At 74.9% G+C, this 16,533-nt stretch carries 10 protein-coding genes; 4 read left to right on the top strand and 6 right to left on the bottom strand.

Annotated elements, in window-relative coordinates:
• Positions 1 to 46 precede the first annotated feature (46 nt).
• Genes ACFW3D_RS06240 through ACFW3D_RS06250 form a run of 3 tightly spaced genes read left to right on the top strand, consistent with a single transcriptional unit; the run spans position 47 to position 7,144 of the window.
• Entirely contained in the window at positions 47 to 3,391 is a 3,345-nt protein-coding gene (locus tag ACFW3D_RS06240; protein WP_500501938.1) for an FtsX-like permease family protein, read from the top strand.
• Between the two features lies 1 nt (position 3,392).
• The gene (locus ACFW3D_RS06245) at positions 3,393 to 6,167 is read left to right on the top strand and encodes a hypothetical protein (RefSeq protein ID WP_500501942.1); all 2,775 of its coding nucleotides are present in this window, start codon (positions 3,393 to 3,395) and stop codon (positions 6,165 to 6,167) included.
• The gene (locus ACFW3D_RS06250) at positions 6,164 to 7,144 is read left to right on the top strand and encodes an ATP-binding cassette domain-containing protein (protein ID WP_500501944.1); all 981 of its coding nucleotides are present in this window, start codon (positions 6,164 to 6,166) and stop codon (positions 7,142 to 7,144) included. Before ACFW3D_RS06245 ends, ACFW3D_RS06250 begins: the two co-directional genes overlap by 4 nt.
• 14 nt (positions 7,145 to 7,158) lie before the next feature.
• Here ACFW3D_RS06250 and ACFW3D_RS06255 read toward each other — a convergent pair whose 3' ends face one another.
• Complete coding sequence (locus ACFW3D_RS06255) at positions 7,159 to 8,811, bottom strand: amidohydrolase (protein WP_500501946.1); 1,653 nt, start codon at positions 8,809 to 8,811, stop codon at positions 7,159 to 7,161.
• Positions 8,812 to 9,606: 795 nt separating this feature from the next.
• Between ACFW3D_RS06255 and ACFW3D_RS06260 the strand changes: the two genes are divergently transcribed.
• Positions 9,607 to 10,593: an NAD-dependent epimerase/dehydratase family protein gene (locus tag ACFW3D_RS06260; protein ID WP_500502163.1), complete on the top strand. Its 987-nt coding sequence runs from the start codon at positions 9,607 to 9,609 to the stop codon at positions 10,591 to 10,593.
• Here ACFW3D_RS06260 and ACFW3D_RS06265 read toward each other — a convergent pair.
• From ACFW3D_RS06265 to ACFW3D_RS06285, 5 genes are read right to left on the bottom strand one after another with little or no spacing between them, the layout of a single operon-like run.
• The gene (locus ACFW3D_RS06265; protein ID WP_500501949.1) at positions 10,590 to 11,825 is read right to left on the bottom strand and encodes a vWA domain-containing protein; all 1,236 of its coding nucleotides are present in this window, start codon (positions 11,823 to 11,825) and stop codon (positions 10,590 to 10,592) included. The genes ACFW3D_RS06260 and ACFW3D_RS06265 overlap by 4 nt on opposite strands.
• Positions 11,818 to 12,717 (bottom strand): AAA family ATPase, encoded by a 900-nt coding sequence (locus ACFW3D_RS06270; protein ID WP_500501952.1) that lies wholly within the window; start codon positions 12,715 to 12,717, stop codon positions 11,818 to 11,820. The genes ACFW3D_RS06265 and ACFW3D_RS06270 overlap by 8 nt, the downstream gene beginning before the upstream one ends.
• Positions 12,707 to 13,645, bottom strand: coding sequence for an XdhC family protein (locus ACFW3D_RS06275; protein WP_500501956.1), 939 nt, complete (start codon positions 13,643 to 13,645; stop codon positions 12,707 to 12,709). Before ACFW3D_RS06275 ends, ACFW3D_RS06270 begins: the two co-directional genes overlap by 11 nt.
• A gap of 9 nt (positions 13,646 to 13,654) precedes the next feature.
• Positions 13,655 to 16,027, bottom strand: coding sequence for an aerobic carbon-monoxide dehydrogenase large subunit (locus ACFW3D_RS06280; protein WP_500501959.1), 2,373 nt, complete (start codon positions 16,025 to 16,027; stop codon positions 13,655 to 13,657).
• Positions 16,024 to 16,533: a (2Fe-2S)-binding protein gene (locus ACFW3D_RS06285; RefSeq protein ID WP_378362140.1), complete on the bottom strand. Its 510-nt coding sequence runs from the start codon at positions 16,531 to 16,533 to the stop codon at positions 16,024 to 16,026. The genes ACFW3D_RS06280 and ACFW3D_RS06285 overlap by 4 nt, the downstream gene beginning before the upstream one ends.

The raw sequence follows: 16,533 nt of genomic DNA on the forward strand, positions 1-16,533 counted from the left end.
GACGACCACTCGCAACACACTGTTACGGGCATCGAGAACGGGGGGCATGGTGCCGGGTTTCGTCTTGCTGCGCCTGCGCGCGCACCGGCTGCTGCTCGCTGCCGCACTGCTGTCGGTCGTCCTGACCACGTGCGCCGTGGCGGCGTTGGCCGCGTTCAGCGACGCGGTCGGGGACGCCGGGCTGCGGCGCGCGCTGCAGGGGCCGTCGGCCGCCAGGACACAGATCGACGTGACGTCCGAGGTGACGGACCAGGACACCGGGCGGCTGGACTCCCAGGTGCGCACGTCCCTCACCCGGGCCTACGGCGGGCTGCCGGTGCGGATCTCCTCCAGCACCCGCTCGGGCGCCTACGGGCTGCCGCGGAGCCTGCGCCCGGCGGACGCGCCGGGTTCTGACAACCCGGACCTCACGTTGCTCGCCACGTTCGACCGTTCCCGGGTGACCATGGTCGGCGGGGCCTTCCCGGGCGTGCCGCAGGCCGCGGGCCCGGTGCCCGTCGCGCTGCCCGAGCCGGCCGCACAGGCCCTCGGCGTCAAGCCGGGGGACGTGATCACCCTCGCCGACCGGCGCGGCGGGCCGTCGCTGCGCGTGCGGCTGACCGGTCTGTACCGGCCCACGGACCCGGCCGCCCTGTACTGGCGGCTCGACCCGCTGGCCGGGCGCGGCGTGCGGACGCTGTCGTTCACCACCTACGGCCCGATGCTCGTGGACCCGCGGGCGTTCACCGCGGGCGCGGTCCCGGCCGCCGAGGTCCAGTGGACCGCGGGGGCGGACTTCTCGGCCATGACCACCGCCCGGCTCGACCGTGTCGGCCAGGACGTCCGCCGCACGGTGGACCGCCTGGACGACACGGTGCTCAATGGGGAGACGACGGCGAGCAGTGAACTGCCCGCGCTGGCGGACGACCTGAGCCGCACCCTGCTGGTGAGCCGCTCGACGCTGCTCATCAGCGCCCTGCAGCTGATCGTCCTGGCGGGTCTGGCGCTGATGCTGGTGGCCGGCCTGCTCGCCGGCGAACGCTCCGAGGAGACCGCCCAGCTGCGGGCCCGCGGCGGTTCCCGGACCCGCATCGCGGGCCTGGCCGCCACCGAGGCACTGCTGCTGGCGCTGCCCGCCGCCGTGCTGGCACCGCTCCTGACCGGGCCGCTGGTGCGGCTCCTGGCCGGGCACGGCGCCCTGGCACGCGCGGACGTGCACCTGCACGTACCCGCCTCCACGGCCTGGTGGGCCGGCGTGCTCGCCGCGCTCGCCTGCGCCGTCGCGGTGGCCTCGCCGGCACTGCGCCGCACCGGCACCTACGCGGGCGAGCAGGCGGCACGGACCCGCAGGGGCGCGCTGCCCGGCGCCGTGCAGGCGGGCACCGACCTCGCCCTGCTGCTCGTGGCCGGCCTGGGCTACTGGCAGCTGTCCCGACGCGAGGGCGGGTCCGGCGCGCTGTCCACCGACACCGCGGGGAAACTCGGACTCGATCCGGTGCTCATCGTGGCCCCCGCGATCTGCCTGCTCGCCGGAGCCGTGCTCGCGCTGCGTCTGCTCCCGCTGGCCGCCCGCCTCGGCGAGCGGCTGGCGGCCGGGTCCCGCGGACTGCCGACCGCACTGGCCGGCTGGCAGCTGGCGCGGCGGAGCGGCCGCGGCGCCGGCCCCGCCCTGCTGCTGGTCCTCGCCGTGTCGATCAGCATGTTCGCGATCGGCGAGAACGCGAGCTGGGAGCGGTCCCAGCGCGACCAGGCCGACTTCACGGCGGGCGCGGACGTCCGCGTCGCCGGTACCTCCACTCAGCCCTTCGGACAGGGCGGCGTCTACGACCATGTCCCCGGGATCGCCGCGGTGACCCCGGTGAACCGCAGCATGGTGCCGCTGCCCCGGGGCCGCGAGGCGACCGTGCTGGCGATGGACACCACCACGGCCTCCCGGGTGACCGGGCTGCGCGACGACCTCGCCGATCGCCCGTTCCCGGACATGCTGCGCTCCCTGCGGCCCGCGCAGGAAGCCGCCTCGCGGGGCGCCGGGTTCACGCTGCCGGACGATGCGGCACGGCTCCGCCTGACCGTCCGCCTGCGGGCCATCGACTCCCGCGGCCGCGGGAGGACGAGCGAGATCGGCGACCGGCTCTCGGCGACCTTCACCGACCGCTACGGCATCCCCTACACCCTCGCCCTGGGCGAGGTCCCCGCCGACGGCAAACCACACGTCCTGGAGGCGGACTTCGACGCCGAGGCCGGCCGGGCCCCCGGCGCCGGCCCGGCCGGACCGCTGCACCTCACCGGGATCAAGGCCGGCTTCTCCGTGCCCCGGTCGTCCGAACACCACAGCCTGTCCGTCACCGCCCTGCAGGCGGTGGCCGCCGACGGCTCCACGCACGCCGTACCCGTACCGGCCGGCTCCTCGTGGCAGGCCCACGCCCTCATGGGCAACCGGGACTTCACCGAGGACCCCGACCGCGGCCTCGTCTCGACCCGGGCGGACCGCCCGCGCTCCGGCGCGGGGACTCCGCTCACCATCGAGTACGACACCGGGGGGATGCTCCTCGAGGGGTACGTGCCGAGCGGCTTCGACCAGGCGACCGTGATCGTGAGCTCGGGACCGAAGGCCCCGGCCGCGCTGACGGGCGTCGCCACCGACTCCTTCCTGCGGGCGGTCGGCGCGAAGGTGGGCGACCCGGTGCGGATCCAGCTGGCCGGCGTGACCGTGCCGGTCCGCGTCACCGCGTCCGTCCGCGCCCTGCCCACCGCCGCGCCCAAGACCGACGGCACCGACGGCGGCGCACTGCTGCTGGACCTGCGCTCCGTCAACACGCTGCTGAACGGGACCGACCAGGGCTCCCTGGCACCCGGCGAATGGTGGCTGGCGGCCGAGCCCGGCGCGACCGCCCGCGTCGCCTCCGCGCTGCGGGCCCGCGGCGACATCACCTCGCTCCTCGTCCGCGACGAGCAGCGCACCGAGCTGCAACGCGATCCGCTCGGCGCCGGGCCGGTGTCCGCGCTGCCCGCCGCCGTCGTGACCGCCGCGGTGCTGGCCGCGGTCGGCTACATCGTCGCGGCCGCCGGCGCGCTGCGCGAACGCTCCCAGGAGTTCGCGATGCTGCGGGCCCTGGGCACCCCCCGCCGCCGGCTCGCCCGGGTCATCGCCGCCGAACAGGGCCTGCTGGTCCTGGTCGCGGTGGGGGTGGGCGCCGTACTCGGCGGACTGCTGACCCGGCAGGTCGTCCCCCTGATCGTCCTGACCGCACGCGCCCAGACCCCGGTCCCCGAGGTCCGGGTGGAGCTGCCGTCCGGCCCGCTGGCCGTGCTGCTGATCGCCGTCACCGTGCTGCCCCTGCTCGGCGTCATGCTCACGGCGTGGCGGTCCGCCGACCCGGCCCAGGCGCTGCGGCGCCAAGGAGGTGAATGACGTGGCCGAGCCCCGTTCCCCGCGCAACGGTGACGTCTCCTGGATCCGCGCCCGGCTGCGCGCCGCCCCCGGCGGGACGCTGGCCCTGGCCGCGCTGGTGTTCGTCACCGCGTTCCTGGCGGCCGCCCTGCCGCGGGCCGTCGAGGGCTACGAGGACACCGCCCTGCGCGACACCGTGTCACACGCCTCGATTCCGAACCGCAGCGTCACCATGTCGCTCCAGGTCTCCCGGCTGTCCGTGCCCTTCGGCCCCGAGGCACTGCTCACCCCGCGGTCGCTGAAGGCCACGGAGGCGCAGTTCCAGCGTCTCGTGAAGCCGCCGCTGGCGCTGGACGCGGACCGGAGCGTGCACGGCGTGCGTTCCGTGGAAACGGTCGCCACCGACCCCGGACTGACCCGGTTCCCCGCCGTGGACCCGCTCCCCCCGAAGAGCACCCTGGTGGCCCAGCCCGACCTCGCGGCGAACACCCGGCTCCTGGAGGGGCGTCTGCCCCGGCCCGGCGCCGACGCCCGCAGCGTCGAAGCGGTGATCACCGACCGCACCGCCAAGGCCATGAAACTGCGCGCCGGTTCGGCCTTCCACCTCCAGGACGCCGTCGGATCCGTCATGACCGTCCGGGTCACCGGGATCGTCACACCCCGGTCGGCGGGCGCCGCATGGTGGAACGCGGAGCCCGACCTGCGCAGGCCCAGCCTGCGCTCGCTGCCCAGCCCGGGTGCCGACCCCGTCCGCTACTGGCACTTCACCGCGCTCATCGACCAGAACGCCACCAAGGCCCTGCTCGCACTGCAGGACGGCGCGCAGGTCTACTGGCACCACCCCGCCGACGTGGACGCGCTCAGCGCGCAGGACGTCCCGGCGCTGCGTGACCGGCTGTCAGCGCTGACGGCGGGACCGGCCGCGGCACAGCTGCAGACCCGGCAGCGTGGTCTCCACGTCGAGGAGGAGGGACTCGCCGGACTCCTCGGGCCGTTCACCGCCGAACGTACGGCCGCGCAGCCGCTGGTGCTGGTCGCCGCCGTGGGTGTGGGCACTGTCGGTGCCGTGGTGCTGCTGATGGCGGCGGGGCTGTCGGCGACCCGGCGCAGGGCCGAGTTCACCTTGCTGCGGGCCCGCGGCATCAGTCTGGGCGCGCTCACCAGGCGGCTGCTGGCTGAGAGCGCGGTGGTGGCGGTGCCGTCCGCGGCGGCGGGACTGGCCCTGGCGCTGGTCTTGCTGCCGGCCGAACGCGCCTGGTTCGCGGTGTGGGCGGCTGTCGCGGTGGCCGTGCTGGCCACGCTGAGCCTGCCACTGCGGGCCGCGGCGATGGCCCGCAGGCCCCGCCCCGGACAGCGTGAGGACATCGTCGCGGCACGCCCGTCGCGCCGCCGCACGGTGACCGAACTGGCGGTGGTGGTCGTCGTCGCCGGCGCCGTGGTGGCGCTGCGGCAACGCGGCACGGCCGACGGCGGCGTGGACGTGCTGACCGCCGCGGCACCGGTGCTGCTCGCCATCGTCGCCGCGCTGGTGCTGCTCCGGCTGTATCCCTGGCCGGTACGGCTGCTGGCACGGCCCTTCGCCCGGCTGAACGGGGCGGTGCTGCACCTGGGCCTGGCCCGCGCCGGACGCGCCCCCTCCACCACGGCCCTGCCCCTGCTGGCCGTACTCGTGGCGCTCACCATCACCTCCTTCGGCGGATCGGTGCTCGCAGGCGTCGCGTCCGGACGCGACCACGCCGCGCTCACCGCGGTCGGCGCCGACGCACGCGTGCAGGACTTCGGAGCCCTCCCGCAGACGTTGCCCGCACAGATCCGGAAGATCGCGGGCGTCCGCGAGATCACCGGCGTGCGGGTCGAGCCCGGGCAGCAGATCATGAACTCCCGCACCCGGTTCGACCTGCTGGTCGTCGACCCGAAGCCGTACGCCCGCCTCGTCGCCGCCACCGGCCTGGGCTCCGACTTCCCCGCCAGCAAGCTCGATTCAGGCACGAAGGAGCCCATCCCCGCCATCGCCTCCCCGGCGGTCGCGCGGACGTTCGGCAACGGCGCCGGCGACCCCGAGAGCGTCAGGTCCTCGGTCGGGCGGGTCATGGTGCGGATCGTGGGCACGCAGGACGCCACCCCGGCCGCCCCCAACCACGAGTTCCTCATCGTGTCGCGGGCCGCCCTGGCCAAGGTCGCACCCGGAACGAAGGAACCGGCGCACGGGCCGTCGACGCTCTACGCGATGGGCACCGGCATCGACGCGAAGGCGCTGCGCGCGGTGGTGGCCAAGGCCGCACCCAAGGCGCAGGTCACACTGCGGACCGAGCAACGCGCCTCCTACGGCACCACGTCCGCGCTCCAGAGCGGCGCGCGGCGGGTGTACCTGGCGGCGGTCGCGGCGGGCGCCGGCTACAGCGTGCTGGCCCTGCTGCTGTCGCTGCTGCACAACGCACCACAACGCAAGGCCCTGCTGGCGCGGCTGCGCACCATGGGCATGACGGGCCGTGGACGGCAGTGGCTGGCGGTACTCGAGATGCTGCCGCAGGTCCTGCTCGGCGCCCTGGGCGGTGTCCTGGTCAGCGTGGCCACCGTGCCACTGGTACGCCCCGGCGTGGACCTGGCGGCACTGGCCTTCACCGTCCGCACGCCCGCAACCGACCTGTCCGGGGCGGTGCTGCGCACCGACGCGCCGTCCCTGCTGGTACCCGCCGCGGGACTGGTGCTGCTGGCCTGCGTGGTGCTGGCCGTCCAGGCCTGGCTGACAGGACGACGGGGAGAAGGAACCGAACTCCGGATGGGGGAACGATCATGACTCAGGACACGTCCGGGACCGCCGAACGCGACCGCGTCACACTGGCCGAGCTGGAACGACGCGTCACCGAGAACCGGGAACAGCCCGCCTACGGGCACGACGCCCTGATCGCCTGCGACCGCCTGGTGAGGATCTTCACCGCCCAGGGCGTGGAAGTCCAGGCCCTGCAAGGACTGGACCTGCTGGTGCAGCAGGGCGAACTGATGGCCCTGGTCGGCGCCTCCGGCAGCGGCAAATCCACCCTGCTCAACATCCTCGCCGGCCTCGACACCCCCACGGCGGGCGCCGCCTCCGTCGCCGGCTTCGACCTCCTCGCCCTCGACTCCGCCGCACGCCTGCGCTACCAGCGCGAAGTCGTCGGCTTCGTCTGGCAGCAGACCTCACGCAACCTCCTGCCCTACCTCACCGCCCTGCAGAACGTCGTCCTGCCCATGCGCCTGGCCGGCCGCGTCAAGGGCCGTAAGGCGCGCACCGACCGCGCCACCGAACTCCTCGACATGATGGGCGTCGGCTACTGCGCCGACCGCCGCCCCCAGCAGATGTCCGGCGGCGAGCAGCAGCGCACCGCCATCGCCGTCGCCCTGGCCAACCACCCCTCACTGGTCCTGGCCGACGAGCCCACCGGCCAGCTCGACTCGGCCACCGGCGAACAGGTCTTCAACTCCTTCCGCACCGCGAACAAGGAACTCGGCACCACCATCGTCGTCGTCACCCACGACCAGGCGGTGGCCACCGCGGTCGACCGCACCGTCGCCATCCGCGACGGCCGCACCGCCTCCGAGGTCGTCCGCCGCACCAGCGTCGACGACGAGGGCCGCACCACCGTCCACGCCAGCGAATACGCCACCGTCGACCGCTCCGGCCGCCTCCAGCTCCCCCGCGACTTCACCCACGCCCTCGACATCCGCAACCGCGTCATGCTCGAACTCGAACCCGACCACATCGCCGTCCGCCCCGACGCCCACGAACAGGACTGACGGCCCGCGGGCCGCTACGCGTCCGGCGCCGCGTAGACCCGCTCGCCGCCCACGAAGGTCTGCAGCACCCGGGTGGCCGCGATCTCGGCGGGCGGCCCGGCGAAGGGATCGCGGTCGAGGACGACGAGGTCGGCGAGCTTGCCCGGGGTGACCGTGCCGGTGTCGTCGAGGTGGTTCGCGTACGCGCTCCCCGCGGTGTACGCGGCGATGGCCGCGGCCAGGTCGATGCACTGCTCCGGCAGGAAGACGGGAGTGCCGGCCGGGGCGTCCGGGGTGCGGCGGTTGACCGCGACGTGCAGGGCCTGGAACGGGTCGGGGCTGCTGACCGGCCAGTCGCTGCCGGCCGCGAGCGTGGCGCCGCAGCGGAGCAGATCCCCGAAGGGGTACTGCCGGGCGGCCCGTTCGGGGCCGAGAAAGGGCAGCGTGAGCTCGTCCATCTGCGGCTCGTGGGCGGCCCACAGCGCCTGGATGTTCGCGGTGGCGCCCAGCGCGCGGAAACGGGCGACGTCGTCGGGGTGGACGACCTGCAGATGGGCGAGGTGGTGCCGGGTGTCGCGGAAGCCGTTCGCCGAGCGGGCGGCCGCCACCGCGTCCAGAGCCTCGCGGACGGCGCGGTCGCCGAGGGCGTGGAAGTGCACCTGGAAGCCGAGCGCGTCCAGTTCGGTGACGTGCTCGGCCAGCGCCGCCGGATCCACGAAGCTGATGCCGCTGTTGGCGGAGGCGCAGCCGCAGGCGGTGAGGTAAGGGCCGAGCAGGGCGGCGGTCCCGTTCTCCGCGATGCCGTCCTGCATGATCTTGACGCTGCCGGCGCGGAAGCGGCCCCGGCTCACCGCGTCGCGCCGCTCGAGGAGTTCGGGGATCTGCTCGGCGCCGCGGGACCGGTCCCACCACAACGCGCCGACGACGCGGGCGGTGAGCCGCCCGTCGGCGATCAGGGCGTGGTAGGCGGACACCGGGTCGGTCATGTTCGCGTAGTCCCCGACGATGGCGTCCTGCCAGGCCGTGACGCCCAGGGAGTGCAGCACGCCCTGGGCGCGCAGCAGCGCGGCGGTCCGCTCGGCGGCCGTGACGGGCGGCAGGAGCCGGCCGACCAGGTGGAGGGCGCCCTCCTGGAGCATGCCGGTGGGGTTGCCGCCGGCGTCGCGCTCGATGCGGCCGTCCGCGGGGTCGGGGGTGTCCCGGCTGATCCCGGCCAGTTCCAGGGCACGGGAGTTGACCCACGCCCCGTGGTGGTCGCGGTTGGGCAGGAACACCGGGCGGTCGCGGACGACCCCGTCCAGGAGCGCGGCGGTGGGGGTGCCGCCGGGGAAGGCGTCCAGTGACCAGCCGCCACCGGTGATCCACTCGGCGCCGGGATGCGCGTCGGCGTACGCACCCACCAGCCGCAGGTACTCCCCCGCCTCCCGGGCCTCCGCCAGATGGCACTGGCCCAGCTCGATCCCCGCGCCGAGCGGGTGGACGTGGGCGTCCTGGAAGCCGGGCAGCAGCATCTTCCCGGCCAGGTCGACGACCTCGGTACCGGGCCCGATCAGCTCGCGGACCTCGTCGTGGCCGACGGCGGCGATCCGGCCGCCGCGCACGGCGACCGAGGTGGCCCGGCCGAGGACGGGGTCGACGGTGTGCACCGGGCCACCGGTGAGGACGAGGTCGGCGTGGGGTTGGGACATGGCGTGCGCTCCGGAAACGGGGACAGGGGACGAAGACGGCAGGGCGGTACGTCAAGGCGGTGCGTCCGGACAATCGTCCGGTCCACCGGCAGGGACAGGGCGTCCGCGTCCGTACCGCGGCCGGTGGTGCAGTGGGAAGAGCCTCGCAGGTACCCGGCGCAGGCGAGCCATCACCAGACCGGCCGGGGCGGTCCCGCCGGGCATCGCGAGCATCAACCAGCCGTCGCCAGGCCGAGTTCGATGTGATCGCTCATCGTGGCGTACGAGCGGCCCGGCCGGCAGCCGGCGCCCGGCGGCCCCGCGCCGGACGGGCCCGGGACCCACCACCGGCAGCAGGGCCTCGCGCGGTCCGGCACGCAGCGCGCCGCGGAAGCGGACGGCGCAGGCGACGGCCGTCAGACCGTGGTGGACGGCGACGAGCAGCCCGACGAAGTCGCCGCCGCCATGGCCTCGTACCGGATCACCCGCCGCGAACACGAGTTCCGCGCCGTCGAGGCGGCCAACGGCATCCTGCAGCGGGCCGGCCTCGAACCCGACGACACCGTCCGCCTCCACCTGGCCATGCCGTGCGAACAGCGCGAGGCCGACCGGCGCGCCCGGACCGAGGAGCACCGCTCCGCGACGCCCGGCCCGGCCGCCTTCCCCGCGCTGTCCGCCGTCCGCGGCCACCCGCACCGGACGGCCGGCGGTTCCTTCGACACCGCCGTCGACCCCGTGCCCACCGCCCTCGAAGAGCGATTGCGCCCACAGCGTGATCGCTGTCGCCCGGCCCCGCGCCGGGGCACAGTGGCCGGTATGAGACTGCTGACGCTGGGTGGTACGGAGTTCGTGGGACGCGCCGTCGTCGAGGACGCGCTCGAACGGGGCTGGGACGTCACGGTGTTCCACCGCGGCCGGCACCGGGCACCTGCCGGCGCCACCGAACTGCTCGGGGAACGCGGCACCGAGGACGGCCTCACCGCCCTCGAACACGGCGAGTGGGACGCCGTCGTCGACACCTGGTCCGGCGCACCCGCCGCCGTACGCGAGACCGCCCGCCTCCTGGCCGGCCGCGCCCGCACCTACGCCTACGTCTCCAGCCGCTCCGTGTACACCTACCCCGCGGCCGCCGGCCTCGACGAGGACGGCCCCGTGGTCGACGCGTCCCCCGGCGACGGAGCCGACGTCGACTACGCCCGCGCCAAACGCGGCGGCGAACTCGCCGCGGCCGAGTCCTTCGGCAACCACGCCCTGCTGGTGCGCGCCGGCCTCATCCTCGGCCCCTACGAGAACATCGGCCGCCTCCCCTGGTGGCTCACCCGCATCGCCCGCGGCGGCCCCGTCCTCGCCCCCGGCCCCCGCGACCTGCCCCTGCAGTACATCGACGCCCGCGACCTCGCCGCATGGGCCCTGGACGCCGCGCGATCCGGCCTCGGCGGCGCCTACAACCTCGTCAGCCCGCCCGGCCACACCACCACCGGCGAACTCCTCGACGCCTGCGTCCGGGTGACCGGATCCGACGCCGAACTGCGCTGGACCGACCCCGGGACCGTACTGGCCGCCGGCATCGAACCCTGGACCGAACTGCCCGTCTGGCTCCCGCCGGGCGAGCTCTACGACACCCTCCACACCGGCGACGTCTCCCGCGCCCTGGCCACCGGCCTGCGCTGCCGCCCCGTCACCGAGACCGTCGCCGACACCTGGCAATGGCTGCGCTCCATCGGCGGCACCGCACCCCAGCGCCCCGACCGCCCGGCGGTCGGCCTCGACCCCGTGAAGGAGGCCAAGGCGCTCGGCTCCTAGACCGGCGCCCGTCCTCCCCGCCGGGCCACCCGCGCAGGTGCGTCCCGGCCCGGCGCCGACAGCGCGGCGGCCAAGTCGTCGAGCGCGGCCAGGTCATGGCCACTGACCACGGTGTCGCAGTACGGCAGCGCCGCCGCCATGCCGCCCACGAGCGGGCGGTAACGGAGGCTGGCGGTGCGGGGGTTGACCCACACGACGCGGAAGGCCACCCGGGCGAGCGCGGCCATGTGCCGGGCGAGGAGCGCGGGGTCGCCGGTGTCCCAGCCGTCCGAGACGATCACCACCACGGCGCCGCGGGCCATGCCACGACGTCCGTACCGCTCGTTGAACTCCCCCAGGCACGCGGCGATCCGTGTGCCCCCCGACCAGTCCGGCGCCGTACGCCCGGCGCGCGCCAGCGCGTCGGAGGGCAGACCGGGCCGCCGCAGCACGGGGGTCAGGCGGGTGAGCCGGGTGGCGAAAGTGAAGACCTCGGCCCGCGCACCGCGTGACGCGCAGTAGAGCAACTGCAGCATCGCCCGGGCGTACGGTTCCATCGACCCCGAGATGTCGCAGAGCACGACCAGGTCGCGGCGCCGGGTCCGCGGCACGAAGCGGCGCAGCCGCAGGGGATACCCTCCCGTGCGGCGCCCGGCGGCGAGCGTACGGCGCAGGTCGACGCGCCCGCCGTGGCGGGCGGGCCGGCGCCTGCGCGACTGGCGGAGCGGGGTGTTGAGCACGATCGCGCGCATCGCCTGTGCCAGCAGGACGAGTTCGGCTTCGGTCAGCGCCGCGAAGTCCCGGGTGGCGAGCCGGTCGGCGGGGCTGGCGGTGGTCGGTGCCGCGACGTCGCGGGCCCGCGCCTCCGCGTCCTCGGCGGGCCGCGTGGCAGCATCTCGAGGGGCGGCACGTGCCGGCCCGGCACCGGTCCTCGGCGGGTCGCCACGCTGCCCCCGCACGACCGGGTGACCGAGGGCCCCACCGCCGAACACCGCCCGGAACACGGCGTCCAGCACCGCGATCTGCTCCGGGTCCGCCACCAGCGTGGCCAGCGCGCAGTTCCGCAGCTCGGGTGCCGTCGCCGGCGCCAGCACGGTCACCGCCCGCGCGAACCGTCCGGCCCTGTCCGGCCCCACCGGGACCCCCGCCTCCCGCAGGGCCGCGCTCAGGGCGGCGGCCACCTCCGCCAGCCCCGGAGCCGCGGGAATCTCGACCCTCGCATTACTCGACGGCGCGGCCCCGGGCTCACGCATCGCTGTCCACCAGGCGTGCAAGGCCCTCGGCACGGACCGCCGCGAGGTCCTCGGCGTACTTGAGGACCGCGCCGAGGGTGCGGTCGGCCGCGTCCGCGTCGAAGGTGGTGAGGCCCAGCGCGCGCAGCGCGGCGGCCCAGTCGACGGCCTCGGCGATGCCGGGCGGTTTGGTGAGCCGGCCGTCGGCCCGCAGCCGGTCCACGGCGGCGGCGACCCGGGAGGCCAGCCACTCCCCCGCCCCGGGGACACGGCGCCGGATGACGGCGGCGACGCGCTCCGTGTCCGGGTACTCGATCCAGTGGTAGAGGCAGCGCCGCTTCAGCGCGTCGTGCAGGTCGCGGGTCCGGTTGGAGGTCAGCACGGCGACGGGCGGCACCTCGGCGGTGCGCGTGCCGAGTTCGGGGACGGTGACGGCGGCGTCGGCGAGCAGCTCCAGCAGGAAGGCCTCGAACTCGTCGTCGGCGCGGTCCACCTCGTCGATCAGCAGGACGGCCGGCCGCGGCCCGGGGTGGGTGATCGCGGCCAGCAGGGGCCGCGGCATCAGGAAGTCCTCGGTGAACAGGTCGGCGTCCCGCAGCGGTTCGCCGCGCGATTCGGCCAGCCGGATCGCGAGCAGCTGGCGCGGGTAGTTCCACTCGTACAGCGCTTCCGCGGCGGACAGCCCCTCGTAGCACTGGAGCCGGATCAGCGGGGTGTCGAGGACGGTGGCGAGGGCGCGGGCCGCCTCGGTCTTGCCGACGCCCGGTTCGCCCTCCAGCAGGATCGGCTGGCGCATGCGGACGGCCAGCAGCAGGGCCGTGGCGAGCGCGTCGTCGGCGAGGTAGTCGGCGGCGTCGAGCCGGGCGCGCAGGGCGGGGACGTCGGGGACGAGGGTGCCGGGGTCAGGAGGCATGCGCGTAGCGGTCGGGGTCGTCGGTGTAGGCGTGCCGGCAGCCGGGGCCGCAGAAATAGACGGGGCCGCCGGCCGCGCCGGTCAGTGCGGCGGTGCCGGAGGTGACGGCGACCGTCATGCCGCACACCGGGTCGACGGCCTCCGCGGCGGGCCGCCCCGGCGCCGCCGTGTCCGGCCCGGTGGGGCGGGCGGGACGGGCCGCCGCGCACCGCCGTACCGCGATGACCTCGGCGTACACCGACACGGCGATCTCCGCCGGGGTGCGGGCGCCGATGTCGAGCCCCGCCGGGGTGTGGACGCGGGCCCGCTCCTCCCGCGTCAGCTCGAGCCCGGCCAGGACGGCGGCACCGCGCCGGGGGCTGGCGACGAGCCCGACGTAGGGCACCCCGGCGCGCACCGCCGCGGCCAGCGGGGCCTCCTCGTCACGGCCGTGCGAGGCGATCAGGACGGCGTCGAGGTCGTCCGGCAGTGGCGTGCCCGGTCCGGCGGGCCGGGCGTCGTAGCCGAGGGCCCGGCCGAGGTCGAGCAGGGCGCGGGCGATGGGCGCGTGGCCCTGGACGTGCACCAGCAGGGGCGGCAGATGGGCTTCGAAGAAGATGTCGAGGGTCCCGCCGGACCGGCAGGGGTTGGCGACGGTGACCAGGCCCTCGTCCTCGGGCGCGGACTCCGCCGCGGCCGCGCCGCCGGGGGTGATCCGCAGCAGCACCGATTCCCCGGTCTCCAGCAGGCGCAGTCCATGCAGTTGGACGGTCGACTCGGCGCAGACACCGCCGACGAAGCCCTCCACCGTGCCGTCGGGCAGCACCAGCGCGCTGTCGCCGGGCCTGGCGCTCGTGGGGCGCTGCGCGCGGACGACGGTGGCGAGGACGAACGGGGTGCGGCCGTGCCGGAGTTCGTCCAGGCGGTTCAGCAGTTCGGTGCTCGTCATCGGGTGGCCTCAGGTGATCGCCAGGTCGCTGCGGAACGGCTGCCCCCGTGCGGCCCGCCAGACCGCCGCCGGGGTCAGGGGCATGTCGACGTGGCGTACCCCGAGCGGCCGCAGGGCGTCGACGACGGCGTTGACGACGGCGGCGGGCGAGCCGACGGTGGCGGACTCGCCGACGCCCTTGGCGCCGATCGGGTGGTGCGGGGAGGGGGTGACGGTCTCACCGAGCTCCCAGGAGGGGCATTCGACGGCGGTGGGCAGCAGGTAGTCCATGAAGGACCCGCCGAGGCAGTTGCCGTCCTCGTCGAAGGCGATCACCTGCATGAGCGCCATGCCGAGCCCGTCGGCGAGCCCGCCGTGCACCTGCCCCTCGACGATCATGGGGTTGATGCGGGTGCCGCAGTCGTCCACGGCGACGAAGCGGCGCACCTTCACCTGCCCGGTGCCGGCGTCGACGTCGGCGACGCAGATGTAGGCCCCGAAGGGGAAGGTGAGGTTGGGCGGGTTGTAGACGCAGCTCGCGTCGAGGTGGCCCTCCACGCCCTCGGGCAGTTCGAGGCTGGAGTGGGCGGCGAGCGCGATCTCGGCCATCGTGCGGCCCTGGTCGGGGTCGCCGGTGACGAACCAGCGGCCCTTCTCCCATTCCAGGTCGTCCGGGCTGACCTCGAGCATCGCCGAGGCCACCAGCCGGGCCCGTTCGCGGACCTTGCGGGCCACCAGCGCGGCGGCCGCGCCCGACACCGGGGTGGAGCGGGAGCCGTAGGTGCCCAGGCCGAAGGGCGTCTGGTCGGTGTCGCCGTGCACGACGTCGATGTCCTCGGGCGGGATGCCCAGTTCCTCGGCGACGATCTGCGCGAACGTCGTCTCGTGGCCCTGCCCCTGGGTCTGCACGGAGATCCGCAGAACGGCCTTGCCGGTGGGGTGGACGCGCAGTTCCGCGCCGTCGGCCATGCCCAGGCCCATGATGTCCATGTGCCTGCGCGGGCCCGCGCCGACGGCCTCGGTGAAGAAGCTGACGCCGATGCCCATGAGTTCACCGCGCTCGCGCCGCTCGGCCTGCTCGCGGCGCAGGTCCTCGTAGTGCGCGAGGTCCATGGCGAGCCGCAGGGCCCGCGGGTAGTCGCCGGAGTCGTACTCCCAGCCGGTCTTGTTCCGGTACGGGAACTGCTCCGGCCGCAGCAGGTTGCGCATCCGCAGTTCCGCCGGGTCGGTGCCGAGTTCGGCGGCGAGCACGTCGACCATGCGCTCCACGAGGTAGACGGCCTCGGTGACGCGGAAGGAGCAGGCGTAGGCGACGCCGCCCGGTGCCTTGTTGGTGTAGACGCCGGTGACCTCGCAGTGCGCGGCCTCGATGTCGTACGAGCCGGTGAAGACGCCGAAAAAGCCGGCGGGGAAGTGGGTGGGCTGGGCGGTGGCGTTGAAGGCGCCGTGGTCGGCGACGACCTTCACGCGGAGGGCCAGGATCCGCCCGTCCGCCGTCGCCGCCAACTCCCCGTGCATGTGGTAGTCGCGGGCGAAGGAGGTGCTCATCAGGTTCTCCGAGCGGTCCTCCACCCACTTGACCGGCTTTCCGGTGACGATGGAGCCGACCACCGCGCACACGTACCCGGGGTAGATGCCGACCTTGTTGCCGAAGCCGCCGCCGATGTCGGGGGAGATGATGCGGATCTTGTGCTCGGGGATCCCGGCCACCATCGCGTAGAGGGTGCGGTGCGCGTGCGGGGCCTGAGTGGTGGACCACACGGTGAGCTTGCCGGTGACGGCGTCCATGTCGGCGACCGTGCCGCAGGTCTCCAGCGGCGCGGGGTGCACCCGGGGGTAGAGCATGTCCTGTCCGACGACGACGTCGGCGCGGGCGAACACCTCGTCGGTGGCGGTCCGGTCGCCTGCCTCCCAGTCGAAGATGTGGTTGCCGGTCTGGCCCTCCTTGTCGTCGCGGATGACCGGCGCGCCGGGGTCGAGGGCGCGGCGGGCGTCGACGACGGGGTCGAGCGGCTCGTAGTCCACGTCGATCAGCTCGAGGGCGTCGCGGGCCGCGTAGCGGTCCTGGGCGACGACGAAGGCGACCTCCTGGCCCTGGAAGCGGACCTTGTCGGTGGCGAGCACCGCCTGGGTGTCGTAGGAGAGCGTCGGCATCCAGGCCAGCCCGAGCCCGGCCAGCGTCTCCCCGGTGATGACGGCCTTCACCTTGGGGTGCGCCTCGGCGGCGGAGGTGTCGATGGACACGATCCGCGCGTGCGCCAGCGGGCTGCGCAGGACGGCGCCGTGGAGCATGCCGGGCAGATGGACGTCGTCGACGTAGGTGCCGTGGCCGCGGACGAAACGGGCGTCCTCCTTGCGGGGCATCCGCCCGAAGCCGACCGGCCGTTCCCCGGTGGTGGTCATGTCCGCACCTCCTCGCGGCCGGCGTCCTCCTCGGCGGGCCGCGCGGCGCCGCCGTGCTCGGCGGCCCAGCGGATGGAGCGCACGATGTTCTCGTAGCCGGTGCAGCGGCACAGCTGGCCGGAGACGGCCTCGCGGATGTCCTCCTCGGAGGGGTCGGGGTCGTGGTCGAGCAGCCAGCGGGCGGTCATCATCATGCCGGGGGTGCAGAAGCCGCACTGCAGTCCGTGACAGGCGACGAACCCCTGCTGCACGGGGTCGAGTTCCGCGCCGTCGGCGAGGCCCTCGACGGTCCGCACCTCGTGGCCGTCGGCCATCACCGCGAGCACCGTGCAGGACTTGACGGGCGCGCCGTCCAGCCACACCGCGCAGACACCGCAGTTGGAGGTGTCGCAGCCCCAGTGCGTGCCGGTGAGGCCCAGGTCGTCGCGGAGGAAGTGCACCAGCAGCAGGCGGGGTTCGACGTCCCGGGTGTACCGCTCGCCGTTCACGGTGACCGTGATCTGCAT

Source organism: Streptomyces sp. NPDC058864, assembly GCF_042742985.1.
In the GTDB taxonomy this organism is placed as follows: domain Bacteria; phylum Actinomycetota; class Actinomycetes; order Streptomycetales; family Streptomycetaceae; genus Actinacidiphila.

What these genes read in the sequence shown, in the direction of transcription:
- ACFW3D_RS06240 (WP_500501938.1), top strand. Translation starts at nt 47, where the DNA reads ATGGTGCCGGGTTTCGTCTTGCTGCGCCTGCGCGCGCACCGGCTGCTG.
- ACFW3D_RS06250 (WP_500501944.1), top strand. Translation starts at nt 6,164, where the DNA reads ATGACTCAGGACACGTCCGGGACCGCCGAACGCGACCGCGTCACACTG.
- ACFW3D_RS06255 (WP_500501946.1), bottom strand. Translation starts at nt 8,811, where the DNA reads ATGTCCCAACCCCACGCCGACCTCGTCCTCACCGGTGGCCCGGTGCAC.
- ACFW3D_RS06260 (WP_500502163.1), top strand. Translation starts at nt 9,607, where the DNA reads ATGAGACTGCTGACGCTGGGTGGTACGGAGTTCGTGGGACGCGCCGTC.
- ACFW3D_RS06265 (WP_500501949.1), bottom strand. Translation starts at nt 11,825, where the DNA reads ATGCGTGAGCCCGGGGCCGCGCCGTCGAGTAATGCGAGGGTCGAGATT.
- ACFW3D_RS06270 (WP_500501952.1), bottom strand. Translation starts at nt 12,717, where the DNA reads ATGCCTCCTGACCCCGGCACCCTCGTCCCCGACGTCCCCGCCCTGCGC.
- ACFW3D_RS06275 (WP_500501956.1), bottom strand. Translation starts at nt 13,645, where the DNA reads ATGACGAGCACCGAACTGCTGAACCGCCTGGACGAACTCCGGCACGGC.
- ACFW3D_RS06280 (WP_500501959.1), bottom strand. Translation starts at nt 16,027, where the DNA reads ATGACCACCACCGGGGAACGGCCGGTCGGCTTCGGGCGGATGCCCCGC.
- ACFW3D_RS06285 (WP_378362140.1), bottom strand. Translation starts at nt 16,533, where the DNA reads ATGCAGATCACGGTCACCGTGAACGGCGAGCGGTACACCCGGGACGTC.